The organism is Afipia sp. GW822-FHT04G07 (assembly GCF_058800765.1).
In genome coordinates this window covers 713,366-726,941 of the sequence record NZ_JBXAMP010000001.1, presented here as the reverse complement: position 1 = coordinate 726,941, position 13,576 = coordinate 713,366, and the positions used below count along the sequence as shown (strand labels likewise).

Annotated in this window: 15 protein-coding genes; 9 read left to right on the top strand and 6 right to left on the bottom strand. The window is 61.3% G+C overall.

Annotated elements, in window-relative coordinates:
* Positions 1-3: 3 nt before the first annotated feature.
* Entirely contained in the window at positions 4-1,218 is a 1,215-nt protein-coding gene (locus tag AC1RKJ_RS03540) for a GNAT family N-acetyltransferase (protein ID WP_492789562.1), read from the bottom strand.
* 189 nt (positions 1,219-1,407) lie between these two features.
* Between AC1RKJ_RS03540 and AC1RKJ_RS03535 the strand changes: the two genes are divergently transcribed.
* Positions 1,408-2,412 (top strand): polysaccharide deacetylase family protein, encoded by a 1,005-nt coding sequence (locus AC1RKJ_RS03535; protein ID WP_492792632.1) that lies wholly within the window; start codon positions 1,408-1,410, stop codon positions 2,410-2,412.
* Here AC1RKJ_RS03535 and AC1RKJ_RS03530 read toward each other — a convergent pair.
* Complete coding sequence (locus AC1RKJ_RS03530; RefSeq protein WP_492789560.1) at positions 2,403-2,615, bottom strand: DUF2842 domain-containing protein; 213 nt, start codon at positions 2,613-2,615, stop codon at positions 2,403-2,405. The genes AC1RKJ_RS03535 and AC1RKJ_RS03530 overlap by 10 nt on opposite strands.
* 98 nt (positions 2,616-2,713) lie before the next feature.
* Between AC1RKJ_RS03530 and AC1RKJ_RS03525 the strand changes: the two genes are divergently transcribed.
* The gene (locus AC1RKJ_RS03525) at positions 2,714-3,811 is read left to right on the top strand and encodes a COX15/CtaA family protein (protein ID WP_492789558.1); all 1,098 of its coding nucleotides are present in this window, start codon (positions 2,714-2,716) and stop codon (positions 3,809-3,811) included.
* Positions 3,812-3,973: 162 nt separating this feature from the next.
* A complete protein-coding gene (locus AC1RKJ_RS03520; protein ID WP_492789556.1) occupies positions 3,974-4,795 on the top strand; it encodes an FTR1 family iron permease in 822 nt (273 codons plus the stop codon).
* Positions 4,796-4,881: 86 nt separating this feature from the next.
* On the opposite strand, the gene AC1RKJ_RS03515 is transcribed toward AC1RKJ_RS03520, so the two are convergent.
* The 3 genes from AC1RKJ_RS03515 to AC1RKJ_RS03505 all read right to left on the bottom strand — a co-directional run bounded on the left by AC1RKJ_RS03515 (position 4,882) and on the right by AC1RKJ_RS03505 (position 7,748).
* A complete protein-coding gene (locus AC1RKJ_RS03515) occupies positions 4,882-6,162 on the bottom strand; it encodes an O-acetylhomoserine aminocarboxypropyltransferase (RefSeq protein WP_492789554.1) in 1,281 nt (426 codons plus the stop codon).
* Positions 6,163-6,319: 157 nt separating this feature from the next.
* Entirely contained in the window at positions 6,320-6,904 is a 585-nt protein-coding gene (locus tag AC1RKJ_RS03510; RefSeq protein WP_492789552.1) for a CoA-binding protein, read from the bottom strand.
* A gap of 31 nt (positions 6,905-6,935) precedes the next feature.
* Complete coding sequence (locus AC1RKJ_RS03505; RefSeq protein ID WP_492789550.1) at positions 6,936-7,748, bottom strand: enoyl-CoA hydratase; 813 nt, start codon at positions 7,746-7,748, stop codon at positions 6,936-6,938.
* A 115-nt stretch (positions 7,749-7,863) separates the two neighbouring features.
* On the opposite strand from AC1RKJ_RS03505, the gene AC1RKJ_RS03500 reads away from it, so the two are divergent.
* The 6 genes from AC1RKJ_RS03500 to AC1RKJ_RS03475 all read left to right on the top strand — a co-directional run bounded on the left by AC1RKJ_RS03500 (position 7,864) and on the right by AC1RKJ_RS03475 (position 11,578).
* A complete protein-coding gene (locus AC1RKJ_RS03500; protein ID WP_492789547.1) occupies positions 7,864-8,295 on the top strand; it encodes a PaaI family thioesterase in 432 nt (143 codons plus the stop codon).
* A 149-nt stretch (positions 8,296-8,444) separates the two neighbouring features.
* Entirely contained in the window at positions 8,445-8,909 is a 465-nt protein-coding gene (gene rplM, locus AC1RKJ_RS03495; protein WP_492789546.1) for a 50S ribosomal protein L13, read from the top strand.
* Positions 8,909-9,385 (top strand): 30S ribosomal protein S9, encoded by a 477-nt coding sequence (rpsI, locus tag AC1RKJ_RS03490; protein WP_492789543.1) that lies wholly within the window; start codon positions 8,909-8,911, stop codon positions 9,383-9,385. Before rplM ends, rpsI begins: the two co-directional genes overlap by 1 nt.
* Positions 9,386-9,599: 214 nt before the next feature.
* Positions 9,600-10,859 carry a GGDEF domain-containing protein gene (locus AC1RKJ_RS03485; RefSeq protein ID WP_492789541.1) on the top strand — a complete coding sequence of 420 codons (1,260 nt, stop codon included), beginning with the start codon at positions 9,600-9,602 and terminating at the stop codon, positions 10,857-10,859.
* 45 nt (positions 10,860-10,904) lie between these two features.
* The gene (locus AC1RKJ_RS03480) at positions 10,905-11,138 is read left to right on the top strand and encodes a hypothetical protein (RefSeq protein WP_492789539.1); all 234 of its coding nucleotides are present in this window, start codon (positions 10,905-10,907) and stop codon (positions 11,136-11,138) included.
* Between the two features lie 143 nt (positions 11,139-11,281).
* Positions 11,282-11,578 carry an antibiotic biosynthesis monooxygenase family protein gene (locus tag AC1RKJ_RS03475; protein ID WP_492789537.1) on the top strand — a complete coding sequence of 99 codons (297 nt, stop codon included), beginning with the start codon at positions 11,282-11,284 and terminating at the stop codon, positions 11,576-11,578.
* Between the two features lie 50 nt (positions 11,579-11,628).
* On the opposite strand, the gene AC1RKJ_RS03470 is transcribed toward AC1RKJ_RS03475, so the two are convergent.
* Complete coding sequence (locus AC1RKJ_RS03470; protein ID WP_492789535.1) at positions 11,629-12,780, bottom strand: AI-2E family transporter; 1,152 nt, start codon at positions 12,778-12,780, stop codon at positions 11,629-11,631.
* Between the last annotated feature and the right edge of the window lie 796 nt (positions 12,781-13,576).

Genomic DNA, 13,576 nt, shown 5'->3' with positions numbered 1-13,576 from the left:
CCGTCAGTCTGCAGGCTGCTGCTTGCGCGAGAAAGTATTGCGCAAGAGTTGCGCCATATGCATCAGCGCCGGGTTGTGCTTGACCAGACGCTTGGCATGGGTGAGTGACGACATGCCGAGAGCCGCGAATTTTCCCCGCGCGGTCAGCGGAATGAACGCGTCGAAAATCGGTTCGTCGTCCTTGCAGAACGTCCGCTTGTAATCGTCCGAGCCGACGCCGAAATCAACCGAACCGTATCCGCGCTCGCCGAAGTGGTCGATCATGTAGCGCAGCAGGATCAGGCCTGGGCTGTAACGCGCGTTCTCGGAGGTGGTGTAGGTGTTGAACATGGTCGAGAACCGCTCACCATCGGCAACGCAGGCGAAGATCGAGATCAGTTCGCTGTCGCATTCGAGCGCATGAATCTCGATGGCGCGTGCTCCATTCGGAAGTTTCGCCAGGCACGCGTTGCGGACAAAGCGCTTGGTGGCCTCATCGGAAAATACGTCCGGGAGCTTTGAGAGCGCCATTCGCAGCGGCTTGATGATGAAAAAGCTGTCGAGAAGGCGATTGATGTCGGCGTCGGTGGTCGCGACGACATAGCGATAGCCGGGGAGACCTTGCAGCTTGCGCTCCTTGTTGCGCAAGCGCCTGCGTGTCGAATTGCTGACGCGGTCTTCCGGCTTGCAGCCGGGGACCATCGACATCATGGGGCAGGGATTGGTCGATGGTTGTGCCGCCAGCGACGCCAGCGGATTTGCGACATTGTGCCAGCGCTGCGGCTGTTGCGTGAAAGCCAGCACATCGACGCCATCCGCCTGTGCGCGAACAGCGGCAACGAGTGCGTCGAGCTCGGTCTTTGTGACAGTTTCCGCAAAATCGCGGCGCCACAGCGCCATATTAAATGTCGGGTGCTTGCCGCCCATAAAGCGCGCAATCTTCGCGCCATTCTCGCGGCTGATGACGAGCGGCAGCAACAGCAGTGGCCGGTCGTTCGCGTCGGAGACGATGACGATGAAGGGCAATGCGCCTTCATGCTTGCCGATGGTCTGCTGCCAGGTGTTGAGAAGCTCGAAGCGCTGATAGGGCGTAAAGAGAAAGTCGGGCCCCTCGAACGCGCGCCAGCGGGGTTCGGCCTCGGTCATATCCCGGATAACGTCGACGCGCGCGACGCGGCTTGAACCGGAGTTTGCCTGCGAATGCGCGCCGGGGCCGTGAAGTGCTTCAGCCATGGTCATCGGAAGACCTGAATTCCTGGGCATTTTGAGATTTACGGCTTTGGCGGGACCTTATTCAAAGAAATGTCAACAAAGAGTAATGACAATGCCGGAGCGGGGCCGGTGTTGCCGCGCGCGAGAGGCGACGACGTGCTGTTTCGGAGAGGCATCTTGGCGGATGTGGCGCTGGAATTCGCGTATTTCAGCGGCATGACCCATATCTTCGAGCGACGGACCGGCGGATCTGGCGTCATCCTCAAATTCGCGCATGTCCGGCCCCGGCGTGGCGATCCGTTTCAGCCGTTGCGATGGCAGAACGTCACTCCCGAATTTCTCGACAATGCGATTTCCGCGCTGAAGCGCTGGAATCTCGATTTTCTCTCCATCGGTGACGTAGCCGAACGCGTGCAGCAGGCGTCTGTCGCGCGCCGCTTCGTCTGCCTGACATTCGATGGCGGCCACCGCGATTTCATGACGTTCGCCTATCCCGTACTGTCGCGTCACCGCGTGCCGTTCGCGCTGTACGTTCCGACCGGCTTTGTCGACGGCATCGGCAAGGCGTGGTGGCTGGCGCTGGAGCAGGTCATCGCGCGCAACGACCGCATCGGCCTCGTGATGAACCGTGCCGAAACGCATTTCTTTGCCGCAAGTGTCGCCGAGAAATATGAACTTTACGATGTGCTTCATGCATGGATGATGACGCTGCCGCCGGCCGACGTCGCTGCCGCAATCGGCGACCTGTGCACGCGTTATGGCGTTGACCTCGGCGCAGTCTCGCGGGACATCACCATGAGCTGGCAGGACCTCGCCAAGCTGGCGCGAGATCCGCAAGCGACAATCGGAAGCGCGACCGTCAATTATCCAAACCTTGCGCACGCCAAGGGCACCAGCGCGTTGCGGGAAATGACCATGGGACGGACGGTGATGGAGACAGCACTGGATGGTCCGTGCCGCCACTTCGCTTATCCATTTGGCGAACGGGGCACCTTTGGACCCCGCGAAATGCTGTTGGCGCGGGAGGCGGGATTTTACAGCGCGGTATCCGCCACCGCCGGCGTGGTCAGGTCCGACGGCTCGTCCGATCCGATGGCGCTGCCACGCATTGTTTGGGACGGACGACGGCAATCGATGCGCGCGCTGCGTGTGATTATTTCCGGTCTCACGGTCCGGAAAGAGAAGCGTCGCGAGACGGAACCCGCCGTGAATTACGGCTGAGGATCGGGCCGCGACATCCATGCGATGATCGGCATCGCGGGCAATACCCAGCCGAGGCCCGCCACCACGTAGAATATCGCCTGGGCGAGCTTCGACCCCGCGAGCAGAGGCGTTTGGGCAAGCGCCATGCCTGTGAGCGACCAGACTATGACGAGCGCCAGAAGGCCGAGCGTCCCGATGAATTTTCGTGTGCGGATATTCATAACAGAATTGTGCTGATGGCCATGGCAGCGCGGCTTGCGCGGAAAAGTGCGGGGACTATAAGGACCGCGCGAATTCATTCAAGGCTGCATTTCGGATCATGACGCCCGTTGCGACCGACCAATCGACATACGCCGCAGGGATGCGGAGCGTCCGCGCGTGGCTGATCGTCGTCGCGGCTCTCGTTGTCTGCACGCTGATCGTCGGCGGCGCGACACGTTTGACCGAATCCGGACTTTCCATCGTCGAGTGGAAGCCGGTTACCGGCACCATCCCGCCGCTGACGGAGGCTGCGTGGGCAAAGCAGTTCGAAGCCTACAAGGCCATCCCACAATATCGCGAAATGAATCGCGGCATGAGCTTGTCCGAGTTCAAGACCATCTTCTGGTGGGAATGGGCTCATCGGTTGCTCGGCCGGTTGATCGGCGCGGTGTTTCTGCTGCCGTTCTTGTGGTTCCTGTGGCGCGGATTTCTGTCGCCCGAACTCAAGCGCAGATTGTGGATCATCTTCATGCTTGGCGGCGCGCAGGGCGCGGTGGGGTGGTGGATGGTGACGTCCGGTCTCACTGAGCGGGTGTCGGTCTCACAATACCGGCTCGCCATCCATTTCATGCTGGCGCTGGTTATCTTTTCGACGATTGTCTGGACCCTGCGGCGTCTTCAGCATGCTCCGCCATCTGCCGCCTCGTTGCGCGTGAAAATCACGGGCCGGGTTATGCTGGCGGTGGTGTTCCTGCAACTCTATTTCGGGGCGCTGGTCGCCGGGTTGCGCGCGGGCCGCGTGTTCAACACCTGGCCGATGATCGACGGCGCGTTCTTTCCCACCGCCGCACGGCTGTTTTTCGAAGAGCCCTGGTGGCGGAATTTCTTCGACAACACGCTGACGGTTCAGTTCAGCCACCGGATGATCGCCTACACCCTCGTGGTTCTGGCAGTCGTCCACGCCATCGACGCAATTCGTTCCCGGGCCAATCCAGCGGTCGTCTCGGGAGCGGTCTGGATCGTGGCCGTAATGGTCGTACAGGTCGCCATCGGCATCCTGACGTTGCTGAATCAAGTCCCGATCGACCTCGGGCTGGCTCATCAGGCGGTTGCGATTGTCCTACTCATGCTGACGCTATTTCAGGTCGAGCGGCTGGGCCGGTCACTTCCGGAAACGACGCCCGCCAAGCTCCGTCTCGTCGGCGAAGGCGGCTGAATCGAACTATTCTAAAATGGCTTGAGTACAAGTAAGTGCCGATTATGAGGCATTTCCTCGATCTTCATGCCTGATCACGTTTTGGTGCAGGCCAGGTGCACTTTAACTTCGATTTGCGCCGCGATAGAACGAAGCCCTCCAAGGTTTGTCACAAGGTCCTCCATGTCCAACGCATTCGTCCAGGCCGCCGTCATTCTGCTGCGCGAAGGACTGGAAGCCATGCTCGTGATCGCGGCGCTCGCGGGCTATCTCCGGAAAGTCGGAGGTGCGCATCGCGTGACCGCGCTTTATGCCGGCGCGCTAGCGGCGATCGGCGCCAGCATTATCGCGGCGTGGCTGTTCGCGGTTCTCAATTCAGGCAAGCATAATGATATCTTCGAAGGCGTCGTCATCCTCTTTGCGGCGGCTCTGATGCTCTACGTCAGCGGCTGGCTCATGGTGAAGCAGGACCCGCGGGGCTGGCAGGACTATCTGGCAAACAAAGCCGACAATGCGCTCGCGCAGGAGACGGCATGGGCCGTGGGCGCGCTGGCCTTCTTCGCGGTGTTTCGCGAAGGCGCTGAGACCGTACTTTTCATCAACGCGCTGGCCGTGACCGAAGGTGGCTGGAGTCTCGGACTGTTCGCGGGTCTGGCCGCGGCAACAGTGGGCCTCGCGGTACTGTTCTATTTCATCAATCTGATCGCGCGGAAGATTCCGCTGCGCCCGCTGTTCATCATCACCTCGGCGTTCCTGTTCGCGATGGGCATCAAGTTCATCGGCGAAGCGATGCAGGAATTTCAGGAACAGAACCTTGTGTCTTTCACGGAGTTAAAGAGTTTCGGCTGGCTGCATTCCCTCGGGCTCAACTCAACGCTTGAGGCGCTGTCAGCGCAGTTTCTGGTGATCCTGTTCGCGCTTGCGACGTTCTCGATCGTCCAGCGCAATGCCCGGCTGGTCCGCGAAGACAAGGCGAAAGCCGCCATGGAGACAGCAAAGACCTGAATTTTTAAAAAGTATTTTGCTCTCTCTAAAATTTAAGAACGCGGCGCCATGCCCGGCGCCGCGTTCTGTATTTCAGAGGCTAATAATTACTCCTTCAGAGCCTGATCGAGATCAGCGATCAGGTCTTCCTTGTCTTCAAGACCGACCGACAAGCGCACCACATCGACACCGGCGCCGGCCAGCGCCTTCTGCGCGTCGTCGAGCTGGCTGTGCGTGGTCGAGGCTGGATGGATGATCAGCGAGCGCGTGTCGCCGACATTGGCTAGATGCGAGAACAGCTTCACATTCGAGACAAGGCTGATGCCTGCGTCGTATCCGCCCTTGAGGCCGAACGTGAACACTGCGCCCGCGCCCTTCGGCGAGTATTTGCGCGCGAGGTTGTGATAACGGTCACCGGGCAATCCGGCATAGTTCACCCACGCCACGGCAGGATTGGCGGATAGCCACTCCGCCACCGCCTTGGCGTTGTCCGAATGCTTTTGCACGCGAAGCCCGAGGGTTTCGATTCCGGTCAGGATCAGGAATGCATTGAACGGCGACAGCGCGGGACCGAGATCGCGCAGGCCAAGGACACGCGCGGCGATGGCGAACGCGAAGTTGCCGAAGGTCTCCTGTAGTTTGATGCCGTGATATTCCGGGCGCGGTTCACTGAGTACCGGATAACGCCCGCTTTTCGACCAGTCGAACGTGCCGGCATCGACGATGATGCCGCCGATGGAATTGCCGTGGCCGCCGAGAAATTTCGTCAGCGAGTGAACGACGATGTCCGCGCCGTGGTCGATCGGCTTGATGAGGTAAGGCGAGGCCAGCGTGTTATCGACGATCAGCGGAACACCCGCCTTGCGCGCGATAGCCGCGATGGCTTCGATGTCGGTAATGGTCCCGCCCGGATTTGCAATGGACTCGATGAAGATTGCCTTGGTCTTCGGCGTCACCGCTTTCTCGAAAGTCGAAACGTCGTCGGAGTCGGCCCAGACCACGTTCCAGCCGAAGCTCTTGAAGGCATGGTTGAACTGGTTGATCGAGCCGCCATAGAGCCTGCGAGCCGCGATGAACTCGTCGCCCGGTTGCAGCAGGGCCTGGAACACGACCACCTGCGCCGCGTGCCCTGATGCGACGGCAACCGCCGCGGTGCCGCCTTCAAGCGCAGCGACGCGCTCCTCAAGTACGGCATTCGTCGGGTTGCCGATGCGGGTGTAGATGTTGCCGAACGCCTGCAGGCCGAACAGCGAGGCGGCATGATCGGCGTCGTTGAAGACGAACGAGGTGGTCTGATAGATCGGCGTTGCGCGCGCCCCCGTCGTCGGGTCCGGCTGCGCACCGGCGTGAATGGAGAGCGTGGCGAAGCCGGGCAGTCTTTCCGTCATGAGATGTCCTTTTGAGAGCCGCGAACGGGCGTGAGAAAGAATATGCTGCGGGCGGATGCTGTCGCCGTCAAGGCGCCAGCGGCTAACGGCGAAAACTGGCAACGAACCTGACGCATTACGTCGCCAGTTTGAACGATTGTTCTGCCGCGCGCCGTATTTAGGGCAGGTCGTTCTTGTCCTTCGCGGCCCGGTCGGCCGCCGCCGTTGCACCGCCTCCGACGCTGCTGCGATTCAATGACAGCCGCATGTTGCTTGTGGGGATCGGCGCGCGCTTGGAACTGAGCGTGCGCGAGTTGACGCCCAGCCATTGAATTTCCGACGTCAGCCTCGCGTATTCGATTTTCGGGCAGCGGTTCATCACCACCTTGATGCCGGCGGCTTCGGCTTTTGCTGCCGCTGCGTCGTGACGGACGCCTAACTGCATCCAGATCACTTTCGGCAGCACGGGCAGGGCGAGCGCTTCATCGACGATCGCCATCGCGCGATCAGAATTGCGGAACACATCCACCATATCAAAGGGACGTCCGATGTCCTTGAGGGAGCCGACGAACGGCTTGCCGACGAGGCTTTTGCCGACCTGACCCGGATTGATCGGGATCATGTCATAGCCGCGCTCGGCGAGATATTTGAAAGCAAAGTAGCTCGGCCGCACATTGACCGGCGATGCGCCGACCATGGCGATCGATTTCACGCTGGTCAGGATGCCGCGAATATAGCTGTCGTCATAGGCGTCGTGGTTCATTGTGATTGTTTCTGTATCCTGAGCCGGTGCGTTACCGGTCTTCCCATTTTGGGGCGCGTTTTTCAATGAAGGCGCCGATGCCTTCCTGCGCGTCGCGCGCCATCATGTTCTCGGTCATGACTTGCGCGGCATAGGTATAGGCATCCGCGAGCTTCATTTCGGCCTGCCGGTAGAACGCTTCCTTGCCGATCTTCAGCGTGTAGGCCGATTTCAGCGCGATCTGCTTCGCGAGACCGATGGCGGCGCTTCGCTCCGTTGCCGCCGGAACCACGCTGTTGACAAGGCCGAGTTCGCGCGCGCGATCAGCGGAGATATGGTCGCCGGTAAGCAGCATATGCATGGCGTGTTTGCGCGGAACGTTGCGCGACAGTGCGACCATTGGCGTGGAACAGAACAGGCCGATATCGATGCCCGGCGTGCCGAAGGTCGCTTTGTCCGACGCGACCGCAAGATCGCAGGTCGCGACCAGTTGGCATCCAGCGGCCGTCGCAACGCCTTGCACGGCGGCGACAACGGGCTTCGGCAAATGCACGATGGCCTGCATCATGTTGCTGCAGGACGTCATCATATGCGCGAAGTAGGCGCGGCCCTTGTCAGCGTCGGCGCGCCGCGCGGTCAATTCCTTTAGATCGTGACCGGACGAATAGGCGGGTCCGTTTGCCGCGATGACGACCGCGCGAACGGATTTGTCGTTCCGAACCGAATCGAGCGCTTCGTGGAGCGCTACGATCATCGATTCCGACAGCGCGTTGCGTGTCGCGGGTGAATCGAGCGTGAGCACGGCGATGCCGTCGATAGTCTCGCGCAAGAGCGGCGATGGTGTACGAGATGTTTGAGGTGTCATGCGTTTCCGAAGGCTCAGATACGAGTTTCCAAATAGAGCTTCGTTGGGCTCGTTATTGTCCTCACCCTAGGATACAAAACCGTCATATACGAGGGCAGGGCAGGACATAGGTTTCATGAATAAGCCGAAGATGACCGTGGCAGAACTCGAGGCCTTTCTCCATCGGGAGTTTCCGCAGGCCTTCGCCAGCGGAGAAATCCTCATCGAGAGCGCCGACGGTGCGACCTGCCTGCTGCGTCAGCCCTACAGCGAGCGGATGCTGCGTCCCGGCGGAACAGTCTCCGGGCCGACGCTGATGGCTTTGGCGGACTTCGCGATGTACGTGGTGCTGCTCTCGGCCATCGGTCCTGTCGGGCTCTCGGTCACCGCGAGCCTGAACATCAATTTTCTGCGCAAGGGACAGCCGGGCCAGGATGTCTTGGCGGCGGCCAAGCTTTTGAAACTCGGCAAGCGGCTCGCCGTGGGAGAAGTGAACCTGTTATCAGGGACTTCGCCCGATCCGATTGCCCACGTGACCTCGACTTACTCCATTCCGGACATTCGCTAATTTCTATGGTATTAAGATACCATATTTGTAAGTCGTTGTTATGGCTTTGATATTTTGTGCTATTTAGCATTGACGCGCGCGGGCCGGTTATCTAGAACCGCGCCAGTTTGGCGATTGCGCCGAACGTACAATTTCACGGATTCCCTCACATGAAGACGTTTTCGGCAAAGCCAGCCGAGGTCAACAAGAAGTGGATACTGATCGACGCCAAGGGTCTGGTCGTCGGTCGTCTTGCCACCTTGGTCGCCATGCGTTTGCGCGGCAAGCACCTCCCGACCTACACCCCCCACGTCGATTGCGGTGACAACGTCATCATCATCAACGCGGCTCAGGTTGTTCTCACCGGACGCAAGCGTGAGAACAAGGTTTACTACAACCACACCGGTTTCATCGGCGGCATCAAGGAACGCACTGCGAAGTCGATCCTCGAAGGTCGTTTTCCGGAGCGCGTCGTCGAGAAGGCTATCGAGCGCATGATCCCGCGCGGTCCGCTTGGCCGCGTTCAAATGGGCAACCTCCGCGTTTATGGCGGCGCCGAGCATCCGCATGAAGCGCAGCAGCCGGAAACCCTGGATGTCGCATCGATGAATCGCAAGAACATGAGGGCCGCATAATGTCGGATACCATGCAGTCCCTCGATCAGCTCGCGTCGCTGAAGACCGCGGCGCCGGACGCTCCGAAGTACGAGAAGAAGGTCGACAAGCAGGGCCGCGCCTATGCAACCGGCAAGCGCAAGGACGCGGTTGCCCGCGTCTGGATCAAGCCCGGCTCCGGCAAGGTCACCGTCAACACCCGTGAAGTCGAAGTGTACTTCGCGCGTCCTGTGCTGCGCATGATGATCCAGCAGCCGATCGTCGCTGCCGCCCGTCAGGGCCAGTACGATGTGGTGTGCACGGTCGCTGGCGGTGGACTTTCGGGTCAGGCCGGCGCGGTGCGTCACGGCATCTCGAAGGCGCTGACCAACTTCGAACCGGATCTGCGCGGCGTTCTGAAGAAGGGTGGCTTCCTGACTCGCGACTCGCGCGTCGTCGAGCGCAAGAAGTACGGCAAGGCAAAAGCCCGTCGGTCCTTCCAGTTCTCGAAGCGTTAAGCGCTTCGTTCAAATTGTCCGCAGTTGCCGGACTTGCGATCAAAAGGGCGCCTTCGGGCGCCCTTTTTTGTTGTTCCATATTGCTGTCAAATTGCAGCGATTTTTCCCGAAAATTTTGTGACCGCCGCAAACGGAGTGCCAAGACACCGCTGCTAGCCTTCACGGTGGCTGAGGGGGCTATTCCGGCTCCGTCTATTTAAGCGCTGCATAGAAAATGCCCGCTGGCACACATTTGTCTTTGGATATTTCCACGCTTTACCTCGTGGCGACGCTGGCGGCGGCGCTGCTCGGCGCGATGCTGCTGTTCTTCTGGCGTCATGAGAAGATCGCAGCGCTCGGCTGGTGGGGGGCGGCTTATATTCTTGGCGCTGCCTCGGTGGCGTTGTGGACCGTCGGCGGGCCCGAACTGGGCTGGGAGTTGTCACTTGCTGTAAATGCGGTCGGATTTATCGCCTGCGGCCTGGTCTGGGACGCGGCGCGGGTGTTTCACGGCCGCGCGGCCAACTGGATCGGCGTGATCGCCGGACCGGCGCTCTGGATCGCGGCGGTGATCTGGTTCGACCCGATCGATCCCGAAATGCGGATGCTGCTCGGCGCGGCCATCGTCGCGGCCTATGCGGCACTGACCGCCGGCGAGCTTTGGCGCGAACGGCGCAAGAGCCTGCGCGCGCGCTGGCCAGCGATCTTCGTGCCGCTGATGCATGGCGCCGTGCTCATGCTGCCCATCGTGCTCGGAGACATGTTCCGCTCCGGTAATGCAGCGAGCATGGGGCAGATCTGGATCGCGGCGTTCGCCGCCGAACTCGTGCTCTACGCCATCGGCACAGTGTTCATCATCTTCATGCTGGTCTCCGAGCGGACGGTGAGCGCACACAAGACAGCGGCCTCGGTCGATCCGCTGACAGGGCTGTTGAACCGGCGCGGCTTTAGCGAGGCCACGTCGCGCATGATCGAGCGCGAGGCCAAGGCGGGGCGTCCCATTACCGTGATGATTTTCGACATCGATCACTTCAAGTCGGTCAACGACCGCTTCGGCCATGCCGCCGGCGACGACGTCCTGCAAGTCTTCTCCAATATCGTCGTCAGTTCCCTGCGCATCACCGACCTTATCGGGCGGGTCGGCGGCGAGGAGTTCGCGGCGCTGCTGCCTTGTTCGGTGGAGGAAGCGGTACTCGCGGCCGAGCGCGTGCGCGAGGCGTTCGAGGCGTCGGGCGTTGCGGTCGACGATGCGCCGCTGGAAACCACCGTTAGCATCGGCGTTGCCGGCGGTCCGGCGAAAACAGAGCTCGAAGTGCTGATGGCGTCGGCCGACACCGCGCTCTATCAGGCCAAGCGCGCGGGCCGCAACCGCGTGGAAGTCGCGGTGGAGCAGCCGCTGTCGCTCGCGAGCAGCCGCCGTAATCAGGTTGGCGGCAACGCGTCGCAACCGGACGTGACGTCCGCGATGCGCGCACCTGAAGAGGCGCACGCCTGAACCTGCGCTAACCATCTGTTTACCATGCGCGTCCTACCATGCGGCATGATCACCGCACGCAGCCCCGATTCACAATCCGATCTCACGGCACTTGAGGCCGACGTCGTCTCCGCGCGCACGGGCTTTGCCTGCATGTTCTCGACCTCCGACGAATATGAGCACGCCTTGATCGCCGCGCGCCGTGCCGAAGGCCGTTACGGCTCGCCGTTCGACTGGCAGCCGGTCGTTCTCGCGGGCTGCGCGCTTGGGCTATTGGGCGTATTTCTGACGGCGATCTGAGAAGCGCGCCGGTTCGCGTTCGACCGAAGGGTGCCGCAAGGCGCCCTTTTTCTTTTCCGGCTGTTGTTTTTGCGCTAGAGCCCTTTGGCACGAACGAAAGAGCGCATGACCGGATCATGCGCCGGAAAAAGGGGCATAACGCCATGATTACCGAAATTGCACAGATCGAAATCAAGCCGGGCAGCGAAAAGGACTTCGAGGCGGCGATCGCCAAGGCGCAGCCGATCTTCAAGCGCTGCAAGGGCTGGAAGAGTTTTGAACTGCATCGCTCGATCGAGAAGCCGTCGCGCTACCGGCTGCATATCAAATGGGAAACGCTGGAAAATCACACCGTCGATTTTCGCGAATCCGCCAACTTCACGGAATGGCGCGCGCTGGTGGGGCCGCATTTTGCGTCGCCGCCGGAGGTGGAACACACCAACACGGTGACGAACTTCTGAGATCACCGGAACGAATGGAAAGGCGCCTGAGACGGCGCCTTTTTTGTGTCTCACGCCATCTTGAATTCCGGCTCGCGTTCCTCGCCGTCTTCGCGCAGATACGTGATGACGACCTTGACGATGGCCATCAGCGGCAGCGCCAGCGCCAGTCCCCACAGCCCGAACACGACGCCGAGCAGGATCTGGAACGCGAACAGCGTCGCGGGCGGAATATCCAGCGCCTGACGCTGGATGATCGGCGTCAGGATGTAGCTTTCGAGCGCGTGGACGCCGAGGAACAGCACGAACGCACTGGCCGCAGCGACCCATCCGGAGGCGAGACTCGCCAGCACGATGATCAGCCCGCCCATCAGCGCGCCGACCGTCGGAATGAAGGCCAGCAATCCGGCCTGAATGCCGAGGATGAACGAACTGTCGATGCCGATGATCGAAAGACCAATCCAGGTCACGAGGAACACCGCGGCCATCGTGATCATCTGCGCAATCAGCCAGCGCTCCAGCGTATCGCTGATGCGGTCGACCACGACGGTGACGCTGGCGCGGTGACGCTTCGGCGCCAGCGCGAGCAGGCCCTTGCGGTAGACGCTGGGCTGCGCCGCGAATGACAGGCCGAGGAACAGCACGATGAAGAAGTTGCCGACGGCGCTGACGGTGCCGAGCAGCAGCTTCAGGGTCTGGCTGACGATGGCGCCGCCGCCGGAGGCGAGCGCGCCGGCGCTGGGCAGGTTCTTCGGCAAGCCCGGAGGGGTCGGCGCTGTCGTTGCCGGCGCGTCGGTGGAGGCGGCCGGAGTTACCGTCGCGGGACTGCCGAGTTCGAGATAGCTGGTGTCGACGCCATGTTGCTCGAGAAAGGTCTTCACGGTCACGATCTGCGACTTGAGGGTATTGCTCAGGACCGTCGCCTGCCGCGCGATGGTCGCGCCGCCGAGAAACACGACACCCGACAGGAGCCCCGCGAGCACCACGCAAACCAGCGCAAGGCGGAGCGCGTGCGGGCCGCCCATGACTTTTTCCAGAAGATGCGTCATCGCGGTGAGGGCGACGCCGAGCAGAATGCCCGCGAACACCAGGAACAGCGTGGCCGCGTAATACCATGCGAACAGCACGAAGATGGCGAATGTGACAATGCCGATGCCGCCCACCGCGATCGACCATGCGAGATCGCCGCGGCTTTGAACTCTGGTCTCGATGGGGCCTGTCACGTCTGTCCTCCGAAGCGGGTTGCAACACTCTTTCCCGAAACGCGGCGGCGGATCAAGCCAAGAACCCATGAAGAACCCATGACGCCGTCATCCCGCGCGCCAATGGCGCAGGGTGTGCTTTTTCGTTTCTCGCCCCGCAGCGAGGGGCATGGAGCGCCGTAAGGCGCACCTTTGTCTTGTTTCGCTCCCGGCATCGCTTGCGACACGATGTGGTCCGGAAGCGCATCGCCTCACGGCGCTCCACTGCGGCGATTTTGGGCGAGAGGACCGTACTTCCGGGACAGGACGGACGCGGTGCGTTCTGATCCGGCGGGATTTCCCCGCCTTCATCCTGTCCGCGTCCAGCCGCGAACGGCAGAGCCCCATAGTGAGCCCGGACGGTGACCCCGCAGGCAGCTTGCGCCGGCTGCGTTTATCGCGCCTCCCGAGCGTGTGTTTGCGAAATACACGTGCAGGCGCCGCATCCTGCTCCGCTTCAAAGCGCCCTCGAGAAGCGCCCCTCACGAACAGGACGTGCCGAACATAAAAGAGGTTCAGGGCGCGGGGATTTGTGTCCCCATCACGAAATGTTTCGGGCTCATTCAGAGTCTCTCCACGTCGTCCCCGCGAAAGCGGGGACCCATACTCCCTGAGTTCTCGATTGAGGGAGATGCTGGAGCGGTCGTCTTGCCATCACCACGGCGCTCGGTGGTTATGGGTCCCCGCTTTCGCGGGGACGACATCGAGTGTGTGGCACTGTCATTCCGGGTCTGCGCCAAGAGCGCATCCCGGAATGACGGGTGAGAAATCGCTCGCG

Bases quoted from the DNA above. Each gene is read 5' to 3' on its own strand.
- AC1RKJ_RS03505 (WP_492789550.1), bottom strand. From the start codon at position 7,748: ATGACACCTCAAACATCTCGTACACCATCGCCGCTCTTGCGCGAGACT.
- AC1RKJ_RS03480 (WP_492789539.1), top strand. From the start codon at position 10,905: ATGATCACCGCACGCAGCCCCGATTCACAATCCGATCTCACGGCACTT.
- AC1RKJ_RS03515 (WP_492789554.1), bottom strand. From the start codon at position 6,162: ATGACGGAAAGACTGCCCGGCTTCGCCACGCTCTCCATTCACGCCGGT.
- AC1RKJ_RS03520 (WP_492789556.1), top strand. From the start codon at position 3,974: ATGTCCAACGCATTCGTCCAGGCCGCCGTCATTCTGCTGCGCGAAGGA.
- AC1RKJ_RS03540 (WP_492789562.1), bottom strand. From the start codon at position 1,218: ATGACCATGGCTGAAGCACTTCACGGCCCCGGCGCGCATTCGCAGGCA.
- AC1RKJ_RS03500 (WP_492789547.1), top strand. From the start codon at position 7,864: ATGAATAAGCCGAAGATGACCGTGGCAGAACTCGAGGCCTTTCTCCAT.
- rpsI (WP_492789543.1), top strand. From the start codon at position 8,909: ATGTCGGATACCATGCAGTCCCTCGATCAGCTCGCGTCGCTGAAGACC.
- AC1RKJ_RS03535 (WP_492792632.1), top strand. From the start codon at position 1,408: ATGACCCATATCTTCGAGCGACGGACCGGCGGATCTGGCGTCATCCTC.
- AC1RKJ_RS03485 (WP_492789541.1), top strand. From the start codon at position 9,600: ATGCCCGCTGGCACACATTTGTCTTTGGATATTTCCACGCTTTACCTC.
- AC1RKJ_RS03510 (WP_492789552.1), bottom strand. From the start codon at position 6,904: ATGAACCACGACGCCTATGACGACAGCTATATTCGCGGCATCCTGACC.
- AC1RKJ_RS03530 (WP_492789560.1), bottom strand. From the start codon at position 2,615: ATGAATATCCGCACACGAAAATTCATCGGGACGCTCGGCCTTCTGGCG.
- rplM (WP_492789546.1), top strand. From the start codon at position 8,445: ATGAAGACGTTTTCGGCAAAGCCAGCCGAGGTCAACAAGAAGTGGATA.
- AC1RKJ_RS03475 (WP_492789537.1), top strand. From the start codon at position 11,282: ATGATTACCGAAATTGCACAGATCGAAATCAAGCCGGGCAGCGAAAAG.
- AC1RKJ_RS03525 (WP_492789558.1), top strand. From the start codon at position 2,714: ATGACGCCCGTTGCGACCGACCAATCGACATACGCCGCAGGGATGCGG.